The sequence below is a fragment of the Dyella humicola genome, assembly GCF_026283945.1.
Lineage (GTDB): Bacteria > Pseudomonadota > Gammaproteobacteria > Xanthomonadales > Rhodanobacteraceae > Dyella > Dyella humicola.
In genome coordinates this window covers 414,070-435,562 of record NZ_JAPDPC010000001.1, presented here as the reverse complement: position 1 = coordinate 435,562, position 21,493 = coordinate 414,070, and the positions used below count along the sequence as shown (strand labels likewise).

17 protein-coding genes and 1 riboswitch are annotated in these 21,493 nt (G+C 62.3%); of the genes, 11 read left to right on the top strand and 6 right to left on the bottom strand.

Annotated features, from left to right (window positions below; all coding sequences use genetic code 11):
• Positions 1 to 224: 224 nt before the first annotated feature.
• Positions 225 to 608 (bottom strand): ArsR/SmtB family transcription factor, encoded by a 384-nt coding sequence (locus OUZ30_RS01845; RefSeq protein ID WP_266180459.1) that lies wholly within the window; start codon positions 606 to 608, stop codon positions 225 to 227.
• A gap of 96 nt (positions 609 to 704) precedes the next feature.
• Between OUZ30_RS01845 and OUZ30_RS01840 the strand changes: the two genes are divergently transcribed.
• The 3 genes from OUZ30_RS01840 to OUZ30_RS01830 all read left to right on the top strand — a co-directional run bounded on the left by OUZ30_RS01840 (position 705) and on the right by OUZ30_RS01830 (position 3,808).
• Complete coding sequence (locus tag OUZ30_RS01840) at positions 705 to 1,451, top strand: glucose 1-dehydrogenase (RefSeq protein ID WP_266180458.1); 747 nt, start codon at positions 705 to 707, stop codon at positions 1,449 to 1,451.
• Between the two features lie 90 nt (positions 1,452 to 1,541).
• Entirely contained in the window at positions 1,542 to 1,922 is a 381-nt protein-coding gene (locus OUZ30_RS01835) for a hypothetical protein (RefSeq protein ID WP_266180457.1), read from the top strand.
• A gap of 1,154 nt (positions 1,923 to 3,076) precedes the next feature.
• Positions 3,077 to 3,808 (top strand): DUF1223 domain-containing protein, encoded by a 732-nt coding sequence (locus OUZ30_RS01830; RefSeq protein ID WP_266180456.1) that lies wholly within the window; start codon positions 3,077 to 3,079, stop codon positions 3,806 to 3,808.
• Positions 3,809 to 3,871: 63 nt separating this feature from the next.
• Here the strand turns inward: OUZ30_RS01830 and OUZ30_RS01825 are convergent, their stop codons facing one another.
• From OUZ30_RS01825 to OUZ30_RS01815, 3 genes are all read right to left on the bottom strand, one after another.
• A complete protein-coding gene (locus OUZ30_RS01825) occupies positions 3,872 to 4,963 on the bottom strand; it encodes an MBL fold metallo-hydrolase (protein WP_266180455.1) in 1,092 nt (363 codons plus the stop codon).
• Between the two features lie 199 nt (positions 4,964 to 5,162).
• Positions 5,163 to 5,606 carry a hypothetical protein gene (locus OUZ30_RS01820; protein ID WP_266180454.1) on the bottom strand — a complete coding sequence of 148 codons (444 nt, stop codon included), beginning with the start codon at positions 5,604 to 5,606 and terminating at the stop codon, positions 5,163 to 5,165.
• A 78-nt stretch (positions 5,607 to 5,684) separates the two neighbouring features.
• The gene (locus OUZ30_RS01815; RefSeq protein ID WP_266180453.1) at positions 5,685 to 7,895 is read right to left on the bottom strand and encodes a TIR domain-containing protein; all 2,211 of its coding nucleotides are present in this window, start codon (positions 7,893 to 7,895) and stop codon (positions 5,685 to 5,687) included.
• Positions 7,896 to 8,183: 288 nt separating this feature from the next.
• On the opposite strand from OUZ30_RS01815, the gene OUZ30_RS01810 reads away from it, so the two are divergent.
• The 4 genes from OUZ30_RS01810 to OUZ30_RS01795 all read left to right on the top strand — a co-directional run bounded on the left by OUZ30_RS01810 (position 8,184) and on the right by OUZ30_RS01795 (position 14,234).
• Complete coding sequence (locus OUZ30_RS01810) at positions 8,184 to 9,041, top strand: energy transducer TonB (protein WP_266180452.1); 858 nt, start codon at positions 8,184 to 8,186, stop codon at positions 9,039 to 9,041.
• A 9-nt stretch (positions 9,042 to 9,050) separates the two neighbouring features.
• Complete coding sequence (locus tag OUZ30_RS01805; RefSeq protein ID WP_266180450.1) at positions 9,051 to 9,914, top strand: type 1 glutamine amidotransferase domain-containing protein; 864 nt, start codon at positions 9,051 to 9,053, stop codon at positions 9,912 to 9,914.
• A gap of 236 nt (positions 9,915 to 10,150) precedes the next feature.
• A riboswitch (cobalamin riboswitch) is annotated at positions 10,151 to 10,368 on the top strand.
• A gap of 149 nt (positions 10,369 to 10,517) precedes the next feature.
• Positions 10,518 to 13,031, top strand: a complete 2,514-nt coding sequence (locus OUZ30_RS01800) for a ribonucleoside-diphosphate reductase subunit alpha (RefSeq protein WP_266180449.1) — start codon at positions 10,518 to 10,520, stop codon at positions 13,029 to 13,031.
• Between the two features lie 177 nt (positions 13,032 to 13,208).
• On the top strand, positions 13,209 to 14,234 hold the full coding sequence (locus OUZ30_RS01795) for a ribonucleotide-diphosphate reductase subunit beta (protein WP_266180448.1): 1,026 nt from the start codon (positions 13,209 to 13,211) through the stop codon (positions 14,232 to 14,234).
• A 453-nt stretch (positions 14,235 to 14,687) separates the two neighbouring features.
• On the opposite strand, the gene OUZ30_RS01790 is transcribed toward OUZ30_RS01795, so the two are convergent.
• Together OUZ30_RS01790 and OUZ30_RS01785 are read right to left on the bottom strand one after the other, a co-directional pair.
• Positions 14,688 to 15,557 carry a prohibitin family protein gene (locus OUZ30_RS01790; protein WP_266180447.1) on the bottom strand — a complete coding sequence of 290 codons (870 nt, stop codon included), beginning with the start codon at positions 15,555 to 15,557 and terminating at the stop codon, positions 14,688 to 14,690.
• 7 nt (positions 15,558 to 15,564) lie between these two features.
• Positions 15,565 to 15,762: a hypothetical protein gene (locus OUZ30_RS01785; RefSeq protein WP_266180446.1), complete on the bottom strand. Its 198-nt coding sequence runs from the start codon at positions 15,760 to 15,762 to the stop codon at positions 15,565 to 15,567.
• 363 nt (positions 15,763 to 16,125) lie between these two features.
• Between OUZ30_RS01785 and OUZ30_RS01780 the strand changes: the two genes are divergently transcribed.
• The 4 genes from OUZ30_RS01780 to OUZ30_RS01765 all read left to right on the top strand — a co-directional run bounded on the left by OUZ30_RS01780 (position 16,126) and on the right by OUZ30_RS01765 (position 21,337).
• Positions 16,126 to 16,512 carry a BlaI/MecI/CopY family transcriptional regulator gene (locus OUZ30_RS01780; RefSeq protein ID WP_266180445.1) on the top strand — a complete coding sequence of 129 codons (387 nt, stop codon included), beginning with the start codon at positions 16,126 to 16,128 and terminating at the stop codon, positions 16,510 to 16,512.
• A gap of 1 nt (position 16,513) precedes the next feature.
• Positions 16,514 to 18,562, top strand: coding sequence for a M56 family metallopeptidase (locus OUZ30_RS01775; RefSeq protein WP_266180444.1), 2,049 nt, complete (start codon positions 16,514 to 16,516; stop codon positions 18,560 to 18,562).
• 250 nt (positions 18,563 to 18,812) lie between these two features.
• Positions 18,813 to 20,114 (top strand): ABC transporter permease, encoded by a 1,302-nt coding sequence (locus OUZ30_RS01770; RefSeq protein WP_266180443.1) that lies wholly within the window; start codon positions 18,813 to 18,815, stop codon positions 20,112 to 20,114.
• A gap of 8 nt (positions 20,115 to 20,122) precedes the next feature.
• On the top strand, positions 20,123 to 21,337 hold the full coding sequence (locus OUZ30_RS01765) for an ABC transporter permease (protein WP_266180442.1): 1,215 nt from the start codon (positions 20,123 to 20,125) through the stop codon (positions 21,335 to 21,337).
• Positions 21,338 to 21,493: the final 156 nt, after the last annotated feature.

The window sequence follows — 21,493 nt, the reverse complement described above, 5'->3', positions numbered from 1 at the left end:
CCCCTTGCGGGGGGCCGATGAGCCGATTCTAGGGGGTGGAGGACTGGCTCATAGCGTCTGGATCTCACAGAGGAACCGATCAGACGTAGGCAGAATGCCGTGACCGGAAAATCTTTTATGTCGGCATTGGCCACTTACAAAGTCGGTTAGATGCCCGCTTCATTTCGGATGCGTTGCCAGGCGCGACGTTGCACACCGTCTCAGATCAGTACGCGACACCGACATCATCCCGCCTTCGCCTTCGGCGTGGCAGCGTGTCGTTTCGCGGCACGCGAGCGGCCCGCGGACTGAATGCGGTGCGCATTCATGATCGCGGCAAGCAAGCCCGGGAAGCGCCGTTCGATTTCTTCGCAACGAGAGCTGTTGTGCATTTCCACGCCATGCCGCTCGCTGCGTATCAACCCCGCCTCTCTCAATGCGCGGAAATGCTGTGAAAGCGTGGATTTCGGAATGCTGCGGTCGCTCACCTGCAGGAAGTTCGAGCAGGTGTGGGCACAGGCGGAGCCGGCCAGCTCCGCAAAGATCGCCACGCGCACGGGGTCGGATAGCGCATGGAGGATGCCCTCCACGGTTATGTCTTCCATCGATGGGTGGGTCAGAGGCCTCATCTTTCGATTTTAGCAGCACTTGATAATTAGTTCTGTAGTTCCTATGTTGCGAACTATAGAAGTAGATTGTGCCCCACCCCCTCAAAGGAACACGTCATGAGCAAGCTCAAAGGTAAGGTCGCCATCGTCACTGGCGCATCCAAAGGCATTGGCGCCGCCATCGCCAAGTCGCTCGCCGCCGCCGGTGCATCGGTGGTCGTGAACTATGCGTCGAGCAAGGCTGGCGCTGACGCCGTCGTTGCCGAGATTGCCGCGGCCGGCGGCAAGGCGGTGGCCGTTGGCGGTGATGTTTCCAAGGCCGCTGATGCGAAAGGCATCGTCGACGCCGCCATCAAGCACTTCGGCAAGCTGGATGTGCTGGTCAACAATTCGGGCGTCTACGAGTTTGCCCCGCTTGAAGACATTACCGAAGACCATTTCAACAAGCAGTTCAACGTCAACGTACTTGGCCTGCTGCTGACCACGCAGGCGGCGGCAAGACATCTGGGCGAAGGCGCCAGCATTATCAATATCGGTTCGCTGGTTACCCGCATCGTGCCCCCTGGAAGCTCGGTTTACACCGCCACCAAGGGCGCCGTGGACGCGATTACCGGCGTGCTGTCGCGCGAGCTTGGCCCGCGCAAAATTCGCGTCAATGCTGTAAATCCCGGCATGGTCGAAACAGAAGGCACACACACCGCAGGCTTCATCGGCTCCGAATTCGAATCGCACGCCGTCGCCAACACGCCTCTTGGCCGCATTGGCCAGCCGAACGATATCGCCTCGATTGTCACGTTCCTCGCTTCAGACGAATCGGCCTGGCTGACTGGCGAACACCTGTTTGCGGGTGGCGGTCTCCGCTGATCGAACACCGAACCACGCAAGGGCGCATTCCGATGTCGGGGTGCGCCCTGATCGTGCGGCTAATGGCCGTGGTGCGTGGTACTTCCATGCATGGATCGCCTCGGGCAAAGCCGACGAGGGGCGTACTGCGTCGACCTTGCGTACGCGCTTCATCACAGCCTGTTAATGCCATCCGGCGCAACGTCGTCGTTGGTACGTAACGGCGATTACCTGACGATCGCCGCCGTCGACCAAGGTCCTCACATGATGGCGCACTCGACTTCAAGGTCGCAGCTTCAATTCCGTTTCGATAGCTGGGTGGATCGCGCCCGTGGGATGGCGCGCCGCATGGGTTATATGGCACCTGTTGCGGAGCCGATACCGATACCCTTGACGCGGCGACAGTCGTTGTTGATGGCCCAGGACAACAGGAAGGCGGAAGAGAAGGCGCGCCGTCTCAAGCTGATCCGATCCATCAAGGGCCGGCCCTAACGGCAACGGCAAGGCCGAACAGCGGCAGAGAGACAGGAGGTCCGCTTGGCCGTCCAAAGCCGGCAGATCGTTTGAAGATTCAGCCTTGCAGATGCCGCGACCGCGGCTGCCGCCGGCCCCTCTTGGATGAAGCTCACGCTTCACTGGCGGAGAAACGCATGAATCACCCGGCAACCCTGACGCTGTCTCAGTGGGTACTACTGCGCGGGATTGACCATGACTGCCCCCTATCCTTGGGGTCAGTCGGCCACCCGAGCGACCTGCGCTGCCTGCTCAAGGAGAAGTTGGTGACGCTTGGCCGATCCAAGGTCTCGCTCACTCCGCTTGGCAGTGAGGTGCTCTGGTACCACCGAATGCACTGAAATCGCACCGGCACACGGGGGCGACACCGCCGAAAAGCGCTTGACCCGCCGGCCAACTAGCGTATGGTAGAAGAACGTGTGGGTGCCCGCCGCTCATGCCTTTATGCATTCGCTGCGCGTGCCCGCCGCACTTAGCGCCTCAGCTATCGAGGTTTCGAAACGATGATTCACCCTGATCATCAGGATCAGGCTCAACTCAGAGCGACCGAATGAATCCGTTTCCTAAAGCACTCTCCCTCGCCAATATCCATAGCGTTTACAGCGGTGCGGAAGTGAAAACCGCACGAGACGCAAACCCAAACGCAAATGCAAACAAGACGGCAGACTCGCGGGTCAGCTACAAGACCACGAACCAGTTTGCACGCGAGCCGAACCACTCGGGCACGGCTCCGTCAAAGCCGCTGGCACCTAACACACGTTTCCGGCGCTAAGTCGGTACGAACGCCTTGCCAGTACGCCGCCATGAGCGCGGCGTGCGGCTCCATGAAGTCGCATGGTAAAGACGGATAAGCATTACCCGTCCATCCATCGCTTCTTCAGCCGGTGCGGGATCATGCCCCCGGCACGTCTGGACACTTAGCCAGACTTCACCCCCTGCACTCCCAGATCAATCTGCTGATGCGGCCACGCCGAAGTCGTGTACCTGGTTCGGCGCCATGTCGAATTCGCCCCAATGACAACTTGCTTGTGCATGTGGGCATGCCGTGTAACCGGTGCAAGGGATGCGGCGAAGCCATTGCGTAGGGGTAAGCTATTTGCCTCCCTAAGCTTCGCCCTTGCCCGGAGAGCTGCATGGCCATGACATTCGGCAGTCTGCTCAAGACGCTACTTGGCGCTGTCGCGCTGCTCGGTTTCACGGCGCTGAGCCAGGCCCAGGACTCGTCGTCACCGCAGCGACAACGCCTTGTGGTGGTGGAGCTGTTCCAGAGCCAGGGATGTTCGTCGTGTCCACCCGCGCAAGCCAACCTCAATGCGATCGCCGGACAGCAAGACATTCTGGCGCTGTCTTTCGGCGTGACTTATTGGGATGACCTCGGCTGGAAGGACACGTTCGCCCGCGACGCCTATACGCAACGGCAGTGGGACTACGCGCGCGCGCACAAGCACGGCAACGTCTGGACGCCTCAAATCTATATCAATGGTCACGCTGACATCGTGGGAACGGATCGCGCACAGCTCGCCGATGCCATAGCGCATGCCAACAGCAACGGTCCGTCGATCGAATGGGGCCAGGGTCAACTCGTCGTTGGTGCTGGCCAGCCGCCCGTACCGTGTGATGTGTGGTTGGTGCGCTATGACCCGCACATGCTCGAGGTTCGCATTGGTGCAGGCGAGAACAGCGGCCGCACGCTGCAGCATCGCAACGTCGTGCGCGAACTCATTCACCTTGGAACATGGAACGGAGCAATGCAGACCTTCGCGCTCCCAGCTGCCCGATCATCGACCTTGGCGACCGCCGCGCTGGTCCAAGTTCCGCGGGGTGGCGACATTCTCAGCGCCTCAAAGGAAGCGAACTCGCATTGAATCTCGAAGCCCTGGTTTTGAGAGCGTGAGCCTGCGGCGGTAAAGCGCCAGCCAAGCGAAAGCCTAGTCGTTCGTCCGCAGAGCCAGGAATTCGGCTGCCTCGAGCGCCGGGCCTTGCCAGTGGCCGGGAGCCACACCCCGCCACCACGGCTGCACGCCTTCCACCTGAGCCGGTTCCACCGGTTCGCCCAGACGCGGCATCAGCAGGCCTTCGGGTGCCTTGGCGAACAACACTTCCGCCGGCTCGGCCCAGGGATGCATGGCTAAATTGAACGTGCCCCAATGCACCGGGAGAAGACGACCGCTACCTAACTGGGCCCACGCTTCCAGGGCATTGTCCGGACCCAGATGTACATTGCCCCAGGAAGGATGAAATGCACCGACTTCGATCATCACCAGGTCGAACGGCCCCAGCCGCTGCCCGATCTCGGCGAAGGCCGGGGACAGGCCGGTATCGCCACTGAAAAATACCGAATGCCGCTCACTACGCAAGGCGAACGACGACCACAGCGTCGCGTTGCGATCGTGCAGTCCGCGCCCCGAGAAGTGATGCGAAGGCGCAGCGGTAATCGTCAACCCACCCGGCAATACGACGTGCTCCCACCAGTCGAGTTCGGTGATGCGCTCCGCCGGCACGCCCCACGCTTCCAGATGCACGCCCACGCCCAGTGAAGTAACGAAAGGCACCTGCATGGCAGCGAGTGCCCGGATGCTCGGGTAATCGAGATGATCGTAGTGGTCGTGCGAGATGAGCACCGCGTCCAATGGCGGCAACTGCGCGATGTCGACTGGCACTGGCTGGAAGCGCTTGGGCCCGAAGAAGGAGAACGGCGACGCGCGCTGCCCCCACACCGGATCCGTCAGCACGCGCTGACCATCGATCTCCAGCAGCACCGTCGAATGGCCCAGCCAGGTGGCGCGCAAGCCCGTTTCAACGGGCTGTGTCCAGGCGCCGCGCGGATCGAGCGCGGGCAACGGCTGACCTGGCGTGCGTCCTTCGCCGCCAAAGACAAAGTCGGTCAGCGAGGGTCGGTTCTCGCGCACCAGCGGCGTGCTCGAGGGGTAAGTATTGACGAAGCCAGCGCCAACGTACTGCGCAGACGCCTGCATCCGCTCAAGCCTGAGTCCGGTCGCATGCCGAGCAAAGAAAGCCATCTCGAACCTCCCGGGCAAGCAGTACTGGCGCACCCGTTCACATGGAATATCAAGCCGTGACAAACGGCCACCGCCGGTGCTCCGGCGGCGGCGAGTGCCGTCCCTTTCTTATCGGGTCATCCCGGCGAATTCCAAGTCGTGACGTTTGGGCCGCGGCCGGAGGCTTGGCGGCGTCCCTGCCCGTGTTGGCCGGAAGCCGCTAGTTATTCTTGATTGACGGATTGGGGCTATTCGCGCCCCCGGCGACGCATGTCAAAGGCACGCCGTACACCCTGTCACCGAAACGTGCAAAGAGCTGGTAGTACCACGTACCTTCGCTGCTCTTGTCGATGTGGTGATTGTGTATCTCCAACGTTTTGCCGCCTTTCAGCTGCAGATGGTGAAAGACTCTTGCATCAGGCTTCCTTATGAGCCAGACGAAGCCAGGGTGTTCGTCGTCGTCAAGCGCACAGAACTCGCCATCAATGGCGTTGCCCGTCAGCCTCCAGGTGATGGTATGCATGTGATCGGGGTTCTCCAGTCTGCGAAAGCTCCGATGGTGATCGCCATTGTCGATGACAAGCATATTATCGTCGTCGCATTCGCTCAGATCGTACCTAAGCTCGACACTCAACACGACATGCTGCTCGCTATGGTTTTCCATGGTGAACTCCTATGGGTGAGAGGTTGGTTCCCCGTGCCTGTGGATGCTTCCGTGCTCCCTGCCTGCCCTGTTCATACTTCAGCGACCGCTTCTGCTGGTTGCCGCCAGCAGCTGCTGCTGAACCGTCGCATTGACCGGATAAGCGATGCGCTCGCGTTGCAATAAAGCCAGCAGCCCCGCATCGCGATAGCCGCTGTTCCATAACTGCCGGATCAGCGGCTCCGCGTCGCCCTTGCTGCCCAGTGCAAGCAGTGCCTCCACCTGTAACGCCAGCAGTCGAGGATCGCCCCGACCGCTTGGCTGGGCCTGTGCCGCAGTGACCACCGCACTGCGTAGCTGCGCGGCGGCCGCCGGATCGGTAGTGACCTTGGCCAGCAACACTTGCGCGGCCATGGTGGCCAACAAGGTCGAGCGGTCATGCGGCTGTTGTTGCCGCAAAGGAAGCAGTGCGTGGAGTGCCGCCTGCACCTGCGCACGCGCCGGATCTACCTGCCCGGCGGCGAGGAATTCGGCGGCCTGTTCCGTCCGCGCTTCGGCCAGCTCTCGTTGCAGCCTTGTGTCGGCGGGGCTCTCGCGAACCAGCTCGGCATAGATCGATAGCGACTGCGCGGTCAGGGCTTGCGCCGAAGGCAGATCGTCGTTGAGGCGTTTCAGCCGGGCCAGTTGCTGAGCGTAGTGGGCAAGGTCGTCCTGAGCGCCGCTATTGTGGGGATCGAGCTTCACCAACGCGTTCGCCATCTGCACCGCCTGCTGCAAATGGTGCATGCCGGTCTCGTCATCACCGGCCAAGGCCAGCGTGCGCCCCAGGATGGCCCGCACCGTGAGCATGGCGTCGCTTTGCTCATTGTCCTTGGGGTTTCGCTCCGCCAATTCGGCTTCGATGGCGTCGTCCTTGGCATACTCGACAATGGCAGTCACAAGATCTCCGTGCAGGAGCGCCAGCTTGCCGAGATTGTTGTGCGCACCACCGAGTTCGACCGCCCATTCGGTCTTGTCGGGATTAGCTGCCACTAGTTTCCTCGACAGTTCCAGCGCGCTCTTGTACTGCACCGATGCTTCGTCCAGGCGACCGAGCGTCTCCAGTACATGGCCGAGATTGTTGTAGATCATCTCCCGCTCAAACTGCAGCACGAGATCGTTCGCCGCATGGGGTTCGGCCTGCTGCAATACGTTTTGCGCCGATTCAAAGCTCGCCTGCGCCTGGTCGAGCTGTCCCTGGAACCACTGGTTCTGCCCAATGAAGGTCAAGATGCGCGCGTGCTGGAGCTGACGAGGCACGTCGGTGGGATGGGCAGCAGCCAACGAGGAGGTCAGCTTCGCCGCGGCCTGGTAAGACACCATCGCTTCGGGCATATGACCCAGTTCCTCGCGAATGCGGCCGATCTTTTGCAACGCCGTGGCGCGTTGCGCCAAAGCCTGGTCGGTGACATCCGTGACCGGCAACGAGGTGAAATACGCCATCGCCTTGTCGTCAACGGCCGCCATAATGTCGAGACGCTTCACTTCCTGCAGTTTGTCGTTGAGATCGCCAAGCATGAAGTCGACCAGATCCTCGGCCTGCTTCTGGCGGCGTTCCGCGACCTGGCTGGCCACATCCGCGGCGTGTTGCGCAATCGTTGCCCTGATCGCCAGGACCGTGGTTACCGCCATCACGACCAGTGCCGCTGCGGTGACCGCCGTCATACGGCGATGACGGCGATGCAGCTCCCGTTGCCGCAGGCTGTCGAAACCGATATCGAGCATGCCGGCGATCAATTTCAGCTTGGCCGTGCTGCGGCTGTCTTTGCCTGCGCGCGCATCCGCTGCGATCGGCTCGGTGTGCGTTGTGGTCGGCTGTCCGTCGGCATTCAGCTGAAAGCGCAGCGCCGGCGCAAAACACTCCTCGGCCCCCCGGCCCGGCCAATCACTGGCGTTGGGTTCGCCATCGACGATCAGGCAAAAAATGCGTTCGCTACGGCCCAACCGTTTGAAGGCCAGCACTTCCTCCTGCACCCAGCGCGAGGTCGCCGAACGCGGCGAGCAGATCACAATCAGGTTCTCGGATTGCCCGAGTGCCTCGTTGACCTTGCGGCCCAGGTCGGTGGCGCTGGCCAGTTCGTCGCGGTCGCGGAAGATGGGCGCAAGACGCCGCGGAATCGTCCCCGCGGTCGTCTGCTGGCCGACCAGGCGCGATGGCACGCGATAGGTTTCCAGTGCCTTGTGCAGCCAGTCGACCCAGGACTTGTCCTGGTGGCTGTAGCTGATGAAGGCGCGGTACCGGAACTCCGATACCACGGGGGCCTGCGCCATAACGCACCGCACTCCCGCAGAAGGCTGCCGCCCTCCTTGGCCGTGGAATCCCCACGACATTCGGTCGGAAACCAGGCACCGACCTTCCGAAGACGCCGACAAAAGCATTCGGAATCATCACCGTAGCATACCAAATGTGATGACCATCACACTTTTAAGGTCGTGGCGGGCTGTTCGACCCATTCGAAAACCATGGCACGCCCCCGGCTGGCGACTGGCCCCGCCTTGGAAGGCTAAATGCCGCCCCCGTAAAGCTAGACTGCGTGCATTCCAACGGAGGGATTCGGTATGAGGCTTTTGCTGGTGGGCATGTTGAGTGTGTGGCTGTCGTGCGCGACACCGGACGCACAGGCGGAAAATGTTCGGAAGATCGCCGAGGCGAGCATGCTCGTGAAGGGTGCTGTGCAGATCAGTCCGGACGGCAGCGTCAAAGGCTATGTGCTCGATCAGGCGGAGAAGCTACCGCCGGCGGTCACCGAGCTCATCCGGAAAAATATCCCTTCCTGGAAATTTCAGTTTGCTGCCACGCCCGAGGCTGTCTTGAATGAGAGCATGAGCGTGCGCGTACTCGCCAAGGCCGTCGACGCGCAACACGAATCGGTGAGCATCATCGCCGCGACTTTCGGCGACGATAAGGGCGCCAAGGACGAGCGCATCCAATTCAAGACCAGGCGGCAACCCCAGTACCCGCCGATGGCCATCGATGCGCGGGTATCGGGCACGGTCTTCCTGTTGTTGCGCATCGACCGGGATGGCCGCGTGCAAGATGCTTTCGCCGAACAGGTCAACCTGCGTGCCTACGGCGACAAATGGGCCATGGATCGGTATCGCAAGAGCCTAGCCGGCGCTGCGCTCAACGCTGCCAGAGAATGGACCTACGATATCCCGACGAAGGGTAAAGACGCCGATGCGCCCTATTGGCTGGTGCGTGTTCCCGTCAGTTTCGATCTTCACGCCTTCGGCGAACAGCAGTCACCGGCGTCGGAATACGGTCATTGGGACATCTATGTACCCGGTCCCAAGCAAGACGTGCCCTGGGTCAAGGACCGCACCCTGCTTTCCGAGGCTCCTGACGCCATCCCAGACGGAGCACTCCACCAGGTTGGCACCGGGCCGCGCCTGGCCACATCGCTGGCTGGAAGCTGAGTACACCTGATGGCCCACGTATTGATCCCCCTGCCGCACCAGGACTTCGACCCCAGCGAAGTCGCCGTGCCGTGGCGCGTGCTTACCCAGGCAGGCCATCAGGTGACGTTTGCCACGCCAGACGGCCAGACGGCCAGCGCGGACCCGATCATGATCAGTGGCGAAGGACTGGATCTGTGGGGCTGGATCCCGGGCCTGCGCAAGCTGACCGCGTTTGGCCGTCTATTGCGCGCCAATGCGGTTGCGCGTCGCGATTACGCCGCGCTACTGAAAGATCAGGCCTTCAACGCGCCGCTGCGCTGGGATGACGTCGAGACCGCTGGCTTCGATGGACTGCTGCTTCCCGGTGGCCACTGCGCGCGTGGCGTGCGTGTATATCTCGAAAGCTCGCAGCTGCAGCATGTAGTTGCCGCCTTCTTCGGCGCCGACAAACCGGTCGCCGCGATCTGTCATGGCGTGGTGCTCGCTGCGCGCAGCCGCGGTGCGGATGGTCGTTCCGTGCTGCATGGCCGACGCACTACCGCGCTGACCTGGGCGTTGGAGAAATCCGCGTGGTCGATCACCCGCATCACCCGCTTCTGGGACCCGGACTACTACCGCACGTATCCCGATGGTCCCGGGCAGCCGGCGGGCTATATGTCGGTGCAGCAGGAAGTGACGCGCGCACTGGCCAGGCCTGAAGATTTCCTCGATGTGCCTCGCGACGTTCCAGACTATCGACGCAAGACCTCCGGCCTGGTGCGTGACAGCGCTACGGATGGCAGACCGGCCTTCGTTGTGCGCGACGGCAACTATGTCTCCGCTCGCTGGCCGGGGGACGTGCACCGTTTCGCCGCGACGTTCGCCGACATCCTCGCCAGCCGGCCGAGCTGAGCCAAGCACTCTGCTTCAAATCCCAGGGCGATCGTCGAAGCAAGCCGTCATCCGCGATGGCGGGGATGACGACTCAGGCGAAGTGGCGTTTCGGCCTGCTGCCGTCCTTCCTGTGGAGCCATTGAACAGAGCCCCAGGAAATTTTCCTGCTGGGCCGATAACCCCCGCCACCGCCTCACTTTTTCCTGCTTATCCACCGCCTAATCCACAATCTATTGGGTTGACCGGCCTGGTTTAGCCCGATATGTTGTGCTGGTCGGTGCCTCTCTCAGACCTACGGTCGGATTGGCTTAATAGGGAATCCGGTGCAAATCCGGAACTGCCCCGCAGCGGTAAGTGGAAACGAAAGCCCCCATCGCACTGGCCCTCAGCGGCTGGGAAGCGGGAGCAAGTAGGCCGGGTCGCAAGACCCATGTCCACGAGTCCGAAGACCTGCCGGCACATCGTGGCCTGAGCGCCGCGATGCGTGGTGACGGCTTCCGCGGGGAGGCGCGTCGATGCGCAGGGCGGCATGCCCTGTCGGTCGACCGTCCGTGGACTCGCACTATTTCAGCCCTGCGCGCGGGAGCAGGCGGTTGATGACCAGGCCCGGAGCGATGCTGCATGCAACCTATCGATACCACCTCGCGCGAGCGTACTGACGACCGCGCGGACGCCGCCGTTTTCCCTGCCGAGGCCGTCGTGGCCGAAGCACCCCAGCCCATCGCACCCGCCCAAGGCGGCGACGACGCGCCGTTTGCCCTGACCCCACCGCATAACCCTGGCCAGATGCGCGTTACCAAGCGCAACGGCAGCCAGGAGATCGTCGACGTCAACAAGATCGTGCGCGCGGTCACTCGCAGCGGCGAAGGCCTGCACGGCGTCGATCCGCTGCGCGTGGCGCTGAAGACCATTGGCGGCCTGTACGACGGCGCCACCACGCGCGAGCTGGACGAACTGTCCATCCGCACCTCCGCCGCACTCACCGCCGAAGAACCCGAGTACGGCCAGTTGGCCGCGCGCCTGCTCAGCGCTTATGTCGACAAGGAAGTAAGCGGCCAGGAAATCCAGAGCTTCTCGCAGTCCATCGCGCGCGGCGCCGAACTTGGCATCCTGAATGCGCGCCTGCGCGATTTCGTCGCCACCAATGCGCGCAAGCTCAACGACGCCATCGATCCGCTCGCCTCGCGCCGCTTCGAATACTTCGGCCTGCGCACGGTGTACGACCGCTACCTGCTGCGCCATCCTCAGCTGCGCAAGGTGATCGAGACGCCGCAGTACTTCTTCATGCGTATTGCGTGCTCACTGGGCGGCAACGAGATCGGCGAGACGCTGGAACTGTATCGCCTGCTGTCGTCGCTGGAATACATCGCCAGTTCGCCCACGCTGTTCAATGCCGGCACCGCGCATGAACAGCTTAGCTCGTGCTTCCTGCTCGACTCGCCATCCGATTCGCTGGAGTCGATCTACAACAAATACGCCGACGTGGCCAAGCTCAGCAAGTTCGCTGGCGGCATTGGCCTCGCCTATTCGCGCGTGCGCTCGCGCGGTTCGCTGATCAAGGGGACCAACGGCCATTCCAACGGCCTGACACCGTGGCTGAAGACGCTGGATGCCTCGGTGGCCGCCGTGAACCAGGGCGGCAAGCGCAAGGGTGCAGCTTGCGTCTACCTGGAACCGTGGCACGCCGACGTCGAGGAATTCCTCGAGCTGCGTGACAACACCGGCGACGAAGCCCGCCGTACTCACAACCTCAATCTCGCCAACTGGATTCCCGACGAATTCATGCGCCGCGTCGAGAGCGACGGCGACTGGTCGCTGTTCGACCCCAAGATCGTGCCGCACTTCGTCGACAGCTGGGGCGAGACCTTCGAGAACGCTTACCGCGAAGCCGAGGCCAACGGCCTCGCCGCGAAGAAAGTGAAGGCGCGCGAATTGTATGCGCGCATGCTGCGCACGCTGGCCCAAACTGGCAACGGCTGGATCACCTTCAAGGATCGCAGTAACGCCACCAGCAACCAGACCGCGCGCCCCGAAAACGTCATCCACCTGTCCAACCTGTGCACCGAGATCCTGGAGGTGACCTCGGCCGAGGAAACCGCCGTGTGCAACCTGGGTTCGGTGAACCTGGCGCGCCATGTGGTCGACGGTGTGTTCGATTTCGACAAGCTCGCCTCCACGGTGCGCACCGCGGTGCGCCAGCTGGATCGCGTGATCGATCTCAACTTCTACCCCATCGACACCGCCAAGACCGCCAACAGCAAGTGGCGACCGGTCGGCCTGGGCGTGATGGGCATGCAGGACGTATTCTTCAAACTGCGCCTGCCGTTCGACTCGGCCGAAGCACTGGCCTTGTCCACGCGCATCGCCGAAGAGATCTACTTCCACGCGCTGTCGCAGTCGAATGAACTGGCGGCACAGCAAGGCGCGCATCCCGGATTTGCCGAGAGCCGTGCGGCCAACGGCGAACTGCAGTTCGACTACTGGAGCAACGCGCAGCCGCACGACAGCGCCCGCTGGGAATCCTTGCGCGAAGCGATCAAGGCCAAGGGCCTGCGCAACTCGCTGCTGATCGCCATTGCACCCACCGCCACCATCGCGTCGATCGCCGGTTGCTATGAATGCATCGAGCCCCAGGTGAGCAACCTGTTCAAGCGCGAGACGCTGTCCGGCGATTTCCTGGTGGTGAACCGCTACCTGGTCGAGGAACTGAAGACCCTCGGCCTGTGGACCGGTGAAGTCCGCGACGCCATCAAGCTGGCCGAGGGTTCGATCCAGGGCATCACTGCGATCCCGGAGCGCCTGCGCAGCATCTATCGCACGGTATGGGAACTACCGCAGAAGGCATTGATTGATCTTGGTGCTGCACGTGGGGCCTATATCGACCAGAGCCAGTCGCTGAACCTGTTCATGGAAAACCCTAATATCGGCCAGCTCAGCTCGATGTACATGTATGCGTGGAAGGCGGGCATCAAGACCACGTATTACCTGCGTTCGCGTCCGGCCACCAAGATCGCCAAGACGACGGTGTCTTCGGCGCCAGCGGCGAAGGCTGCGCCTGTTGCGGATCAGGAGCAGGCGACGGCGGCCGTGTTCTGTTCGCTGGAGAATCCGGAGTATTGCGAAGCCTGCCAGTAAACCTATTCGCACCCGCCTCCTGGCTCGTCATCCCAACGAAGGCTGGGACCCAGCGCCTTTCGCCGACACTTGCCGTCGAAGAGCAGGAAGTCACTGGATTCCAGCTTTCGCTGGAATGACGAACAAAACCGAATGGCGACGGCCTGCGGCTGTGCGTCACTGATGCAAGGGAACCCCATGTCCACCCAGCCCGACCGCCCCCAACACATCCTCGACCCCGGTTTCGAACTCACCCTGCGCCCCATGCGTTATCCCGAGTTCTACGAGATGTATCGCAATGCGATCAAGAACACCTGGACGGTGGAGGAAGTGGATTTCTCGCTCGACGTCACCGACCTGAAGTCAAAGATGTCGGAAGCTGATCGCCACCTCATTCATCGCCTCGTCGCGTTCTTCGCTACCGGTGACACCATCGTGGCGAACAATCTCGTCCTTAACCTGTACCGGCACATCAATGCGCCGGAAGCGCGCATGTATCTGTCGCGCCAGCTGTACGAGGAAGCACTGCATGTGCAGTTTTACCTCACCCTGCTCGACACCTACATTCCCGATCCGACCGAGCGCAACAAGGCCTTCCACGCGATCGAGACGATTCCCTCGATCCGCCAGAAGGGCGAGTTCTGCTTCAAGTGGATCGATTCGGTGCAGAACCTGCATCGACTGGAGACGCGCGAGCCTCGCCGCCAGTTCCTGCTCAACCTGATCTGCTTCGCGGCCTGTATCGAAGGCCTGTTCTTCTTCGCTGCGTTCGCTTACGTGTATTTCCTGCGCTCGCGCGGCCTGCTGCACGGGCTGGCATCGGGCACCAACTGGGTGTTCCGTGACGAAAGCTGCCACATGGCTTTCGCGTTCGACGTGGTACGCACTGTGCGATCGGAAGAGCCGGACCTGTTCGACGACTCCATGCGCAGCCAGATCGAGGAGATGCTGGAAGAGGCGATCGCTTGCGAAACGCAATTCGCCGAGGACGTGCTTTCCGGTGGCGTGGCCGGCTTGTCGGCGAAGGACATGCGTCAGTACCTCGAATACTGTGCCGACCAGCGCCTGACCCAGCTCGACCTGCCCAAGAAGTACGGCGCCAAGAACCCGTTCGACTTCATGGATCTGCAGGACGTGCAGGAAGTGACCAACTTCTTCGAACGCCGCGTCTCGGCCTATCAGGTTGGCGTGCAGGGCGAAGTGGCATTCGATATGGCGTTCTGATCGAAAACCGCGGCGTCGAAATCGCCTTAACGCAGCAGAAAATGGAAGTGCCCGTCACAAGAGACGAGCTTTTTTATCACCGGCTGCTTATCGCAACCATGGCAACTTCCGCTTATTGGTAACTCATCGTAAACGTCGCGTATGCATCAACACTACCGGGCTTCACGACGCCTCCGGTTTGTACTTAGTGCGCTGTCTGCGGGATGTTGACCGTCGCGTTGCCCGTTTGGGTGACAAACCACTGATTCGTGTTGCCCGCCGTCTAGGCGCGTTTGTGCGCCGGACAAAATTCGTAACCCGCGTCCTCCCTGAGCGATTCTTCGGACGAGTGGGCGGGCATCTGCACCCACGTTGGCTTGACTTGAATCAAGAGCGGAGAAAGCACTCAGTGATCGCGGCACTCCACCGTACTCGACGCCCGCTCCCGGCGTCGAGTGCGGGAATCAAGCTTGCTTACTTGCTCGGCACCGGGCTGCTAAGATTCACGAACGGCAAGGCACCGCCGCCGTTATAGGTGGGCAGGTGACCGTCCCATTTCTCGATGGCAGACATTTGCACGACGTTCGGGTTCTGGCGTAGTGCTTCGCCTTTCAGCGAGATCGCCTTTGCCTCGGCCTCCGCGATGGTGAGCTGGGCTTGCGCATTACCCTGTGCCTCGGCCTCCACCTTTTGCGCCTCGGCCTGTGCCTGAGCCACCTCGTTCTGGCGCTGCTCGGCCATTTGCGTGGCCTGGATCTTGGCATTGATCGACTGCACTACGTTCTCCGGCAAGCGCAGTTCGCCGATCCAATAGATTTTCTCCACCACGATGCCGACCGAACCCACTTCGTCGGCAACGTCCTTCTGCACGGCTTCGATAAGGCTGGCCTTACCCTTGCCGTAGACCGATTCAATGTCGAGACTGGAGGCGTCCTTCACCAACGCATCGCGGATCATGTTGCGCAGATAGACGTCGGTGATCTCATCGATGCCCTTGCGGTACTTCTGGAAGATCAGCGTCACCTTGGACGGATCGACGTGATAGGTGATGCCCACATCGGCATTTACGGTCAAACCTTGCGATGTCTGGAAGCTGATCGACTCATCAACCGGGCGTCCTTCGAATGCGGACCTGGTGAACGTATAGGTCTGAGTGAAAGTGGGGAAGGTGTACATCTCATAGCCCCAGCCCACCCAGTAGCGACCCGGCGGCAATTCCTGCAACGAACCCTTGTCGTCGCCATACATCTGGAATTTCACGCCCACATTGCCCGCCGGCACTTTGGAGCATGCAGCAAGCGACAACACCAAAGGCGATAACAACACCGTCACTAAGCGCTTCATGGCTTGATCATTCCTTGTGAGAGAGAACACGGCGCAGGACGACATGGCCCCACGCCGCTAGCAGGGCGAGGAGACCGAGACCTACGAGTACGGCAGACGTACTGGCGGCGGAGATCAGTTCCGGGCCGATGACAGCGACATAAACAAGCACGCCGATGGCGAACGGCCACCCGCCATACGCCAGCCTGTTGAAGAGCGTCTTCATGGATTTCCCCTTGCTTTGAACTTGGCGCCATGCACCGATTTGGACGTCCATCCGGCATGCCTCACCCATCAGCGCGATCAACCCGCTGGCGGAGATACAGCCTGGAGAACGATGGGGAGCGCTAGCCCGTCCGCGAGAAGCGGTGCCGGATGCGGCAAGACGAGTAGGCGAATAAGGTGGCCACGGCCTTCATATAAGCGCACTCCGATGCGCGCTGCTGGATGAGGACGGCGCGAAGTCTACTCCGCTTTTTGTGCGACGCAACAAGTTCGTTCCCGACCCATTGCCCTGCCCAACGACCTATTGACTACAGCTGTAGTCACGGATTAGCTTGACTACAGATGTAGTCATAGGGATTCAAACGTGGCCAAGCCATCCATCGGCGACCAGGAACTGGCGCTGCTGCAATACATCGCTGAACACAACCATGCGTCGGTCGGTGAAGTCGTCACCGGTTTTGGCGAACCACGTGGGCTGGCCCGCTCCACCGTGCTGACCATGATGGACCGCCTACGCAGCAAGTCGTTTCTGCGCCGCCGCCAGGTGGATGGCGTCTATCGCTACAGCCCGTCCACGGGTCCCGGCGAGGTGATGCGATCGGCGGTCGGCCAGTTTGTAGAAAAGACACTCAGTGGTTCGGTGTCGCCCTTTGTTGCGTGGATGTCCGAACGCGCCGAAGTCAGCGATACCGAACTCGCCGAGCTGGAAGCGCTGGTAAGCCAGCTGCAATCGCGCCGCAAGGAGACCTGAGATGAGCGCCTTCTCATCGTTCGCTGAAGTCGTCGTCGATCGTCTTGCCTGGACGTCTTTGCAGGCGGCCCTGCTCGCCGGCGGCATCTGGCTTGCTGGCCGATACATGCCGCGCCTGCCGGCATCGACGCGAAGCCTGTTGTGGTGGTTGCTTGGCGTGCAATTGTTGCTCGGTCTGGTCGTGGCGACGCCGCTGCAACTGCGCTTGCTCTCCCCTGCTCCCGCCACCGTACCGGAAGCTTCCGTCGTAACCGTGCTCGCCGCACCCCGTGAACATCACTTCACGGCCGTCGCCCGGGTCACCGATCCCACGTCGTTTCAGGTCGCTGACAGCGCTTCCGACAGCGAAGCCGTAGCGGCCACGACGGATGCTGCGTCGACACCTGCGAACTGGAAGGTCGCGTTGTTTGCGCTGTGGCTGGCGGGCGTACTTGTGCAAGTCATGCTGGCCTCGCGCCAATGGCTTGAGGCTCGAGCCGTCATGCGCACCTCGCTGCCCTTGAACGATCCCGCCCTGCAGGCCGCGTGTTCGACACAGGCCAAGGCCATGGGCTTGCGTCGGTGCCCTTCGCTGCGCGTGTCGCCTGCCATCGACTCGCCGCAGGTCACCGGCCTGTGGCGCACTACCGTGCTGCTGCCCGCGCAGCAGAGTCTTTCCGCGGAGGAATCTGCGCTGGCGCTCGCGCACGAACTGGCGCACTTGCGCCGTGGCGATCTCTGGATGGGTTGGGTGCCCGCCATGGCGCAGCGACTGTTCTTTTTTCACCCTTTGGTGGCTTGGGCCATGCGCGAATACGCGCTGCATCGCGAAGCTGCCTGCGATGCCCAGGTGGTGCAACAACACGATGCGACCCCGCAGGACTATGGCCGCCTGTTGCTGCGGCTCGGCGTGGCTCATCCGCTCCATGCCGGCCTGGCCGGTGCTTCCCCCACCTTCAATAATCTGAAAAGGCGGTTGACCATGCTGCAACAGAGTGCTCAGGGCACCACGTCAGGTGCACGCGGCTGGCTATGGATCGTCCTGGTCGCCGCTGCGGGTGTGCTGCCGTATCGCGTAACCCAAGCGGCTTCGGATGCCACCAACGCTGCACCCGCAACCGCGGCTAGCGCGGCTCAACCGGCACAGCTGGCCGCCCCAGTGACCCAGGCGGTGCCTGCCAAGGCAGCGACCGTCGCACAGAAGCCCACGAGCGCCACCGTCACGCAGACGCATAGTCATGCGCATACGAGCAGCGTGCCACCGGTTCCGCCGACGCCACCCACGCCGCTGACGCCGCCCACGCCAAGAACCCCGCCGACGCCGCCTGCACCACCCGCGCCGCCTGCGCCGCCCGCGGATACGAACGGACTGCACGCCAGTCATGTCGATATCGATATCGACAACGACTCGAGAAACGGCTTCGCCCTGTTCGATCGTAATGCTGACAGCATCATGGTCAACGGCACGACCCGAGACATCGACGCGGCCAAGCGCGAACGCAAGGCCAACGAATCGATGTTGTGGATACGTCGCGAGCAGCAGGCGTATGTCATTCGGGACGACACCTATATCCGTCGCGCGCAGAGCGTCTACGCACCCATGAAGGAGATGGCCAGGATGCAGGGTCGCCTGGCCAGTGAACAAGGCCGCCTCGCCGGCGCGCAAGGCCGTCTGGCCAGCCAGCAAGGCGCCGCGGCCTCTCGCATGGGGGAACTCGCCGCCCGAGAGGGTCAGCTCGAATCACAACGTGGCGTGCTGGAAGCCCAACGCGCCGCGCTGGAGGCGCAGTCTTCGGTGCCGGCTACGGCACTGCGTGAACTCGATGCGCAAACGCGCGCACTCGACAATCAGATCAAGGCACTTGCCGACAGACAGCGAGAGCCACGCGAGGAAAAGTCCTTCGCGCAACAACAAGCGGATCTGGAGCGCCAGCAAGCAGATCTCGAACGCCAGCAGCAGGTGCTGGAAAAGCAGCAGCAAGAGGTTTCCGCCAAGGCCGACCGTGAAATGCAGAGCCTGATTGCCGAGGCCGTCGCCAAGGGTGCGGCGCAGCCGGTCAGCGCGCACTGAAGGGAGCCGAGGATAGCCCCGCGCTGAGCTCGTCATCGCAGCGAACGCTGGGATGACGAGCCGAGAACGAGTTGTTCGCGGTCCACGTAGCCATAGACGCCATCTCGAAGCGTCGACAACGAACACCCGCAGCTTACCGCTCCCCCATGTGGGGAGCGGGCGGTGAATTGCGCTTCATATTCTGGCCGCTTCGTCGCGCGTTCCCTCGGCGACGCATCGCTAGTGAAGTTGCGCCCCACGGAGGCAAGAGATGTTCAACTACTACGCTGCGATCGCCTTGCGCAGTCTGCGCCAGACCAAGGGCCTGACCGCGCTGATGATCCTGGTGATCGGTCTTGGCATTGGCGCCAGCATGACCATGATCACCGTATTCCACGCGATGTCGGGCGATCCGCTGCCCGGGCGCAGCGCCACGCTTTATGTTCCGGTGATCGACGCTCGCCCGCTGGCCACATCCAAGAATGATGCATCCCTGCCTGGCGGCAACCTCACCTGGCCCGATGCGCAAGCGCTGTTGCGCGCGGCAAGGGCAGACCGCCAGGCCGCGATGACGGGCGGCTCGGTACCGGTGCGTTCCACCCACGCTGGGGAATCGCCTTTCTATGAAACGGGTCATTACGTCACCTCCGATTTCTTCGGCATGTTTGGCGCGCCCTTTCGCGCTGGCGCCGGCTGGAGCGCGGAGGACGATCAGCAACGCGCACGCGTCGTGGTACTCAACAGCGGCCTCAAGCGCAAACTGTTCGGCGATGCCTCGGGAATCGGTCGCATTGTGCGCTTGAAGAACACGGACTTTCGCGTTATCGGCGTGGTCGACGACTGGCATCCGCAGCCGACCTTCTACGCACAGCTCGACAACCGCGCCTTTGGTCGCAGCGACGAATTCTTTCTGCCATTGCAGACGGCAATGGACCTGGGGCTGGACTTCAACGGCCGCTTTTCCTGCTGGGGCGATGGCGGTGACGGTCGCAGCAGCGATCACTGCAGCTGGCTGCAGTTCTGGGTTCAGCTCGACAGCCCGGCCAAGGCACGCGCTTACCGCGATTTCCTTGCCGACTACTGGCGACAGCAGCAGGCGCACGGACGCTTCCCGCGGCCGGTCGACCCCGGCCTTTACGACCTGATGAGCTGGCTTGCCAACCAGCACGTGATTCCCGACGACCTGCGCTTACAGCTGTCGTTGTCGCTGGGCTTCCTCGCCGTATGCATGCTCAACGTGGTGGGCCTGCTGCTTGCCCGCTTCCTGCGCCGTGCCGGCGAGATCAGCGTGCGGCGTGCCTTGGGCGCGCGTCGGCGCGACATCTTCCTGCAATTGGGCGTGGAAGCGTCGGTGATCGGCCTGACTGGTGGCGTACTCGGCCTGCTGCTGGCCTGTGCCGGCCTATGGAGTGTGCGCCAGCGGCCGGACGGTTACGCGCAGCTTGCGCACCTGGATATGAGCATGTTGCTCGGTACGTTCGTGCTGGCCGTGATCGCCAGCGTGCTTGCTGGCCTGCTGCCGGCCTGGCGCGCCTGTCACATCACGCCCGCCCTGCAACTCAAGACACAGTGAGACCTCATATGCGCCGCTCACCCATGCTCGCCAGTCTCACCCGGCACAAGCTCACCGTGATGCTGCTGGTGCTCCAGGTCGCCTTTACCTGCGCCATCGTCTGCAATGTCGCTTCGATGATCGGCCATCGCACCGCCCAGATGCACGAGGCCAGCGGCGTAGCGGAAGACGAACTCGTCACCCTGGAAAGCATAAGCGTGGACGAGCACGACGATCCGCTGGTCCGGCACAACAGCGACCTCGCCGCGTTACGGCAGATTCCGGGCGTGATCTCAGCCGTCGCGGTGGATGCACTGCCGCTCAACAGCAACAACTGGAGCAACGGGATTGCCACCAGGCCCGCTGGCAATCCCGCACTCACGGCCACGGCCTTCAACGGCACCCCAGGCGAACGGCAGACGCTAGGGCTTCGCCTGATCGCGGGGCGTGACTTCCTGCCCGACGAATACATGCCGATCGATAGCGCACACGACTGGTCGGGCATCAACCATGTGGCGGCCACCATCGTCACGCGTGCGCTGGCCGAGCAGCTGTTCCCCGGCCAGGACCCGCTGGGCAAGCTGATTTATCCGGGCGACGGTCCGGTCCGCATCGTGGGCGTGGTCGATCACCTGCTGCGGCCGACGCTGGACGAAAGCGCCGGCAACGAATACAGCACCCTGCTTCCCTTGCTGCCCGATACCGGCAACGTCACCTATGTGCTGCGCACTGACCCCAACGAACGCGAACGCGTGCTGAAGCAGGCCACCGATGTGCTCACCCGCCTCGACAACAATCGTGTGCTTCGCCATGCACAGACGTTCGAGCAACTGCGTGCGGATTACTTCTCGCGCGACCGCAGCATGATCGGCCTGCTACTCGCTGCTGCCGGCGCGCTGTTGCTGGTCACTGCCGCCGGCATCGCTGGTCTCGCCAGTTTCTGGGTGCAGCAGCGCAAGCAAGCCATCGGCATCCGTCGCGCGGTAGGTGCCACGCGTGACAACATCCTGCATTACTTCCAGCTGGAAAATTTCCTGATCGTCAGCGGCGGCGTCGTGCTCGGGGTCGTGCTTGCGTTTGTGCTGAATCTCGAACTGATGCAGCGGTACACGATGCAGCGGCTGCCATGGATCTATCTACCGATGGGTGCAATCGCACTGTGGCTGTTGGGGCAACTGGCCGTGCTTGGACCGGCGCTGCGTGCAGCGGCGGTGCCGCCGGTGGTGGCGACGAGGGGTGGGTGAACCTCATGAACTCCCTCTCCCCCAAGGGGAGAGGGTTGGGGTGAGGGGGTAATCTTGCGATGAGGCTTCAATGAAAGTCGCTTTCGATGAAGCGATCCCGCGAGCACCCGCCCTTTACCCCCTGTTCGTGGCTCACCTCAATCCTCTCCCCGAAGG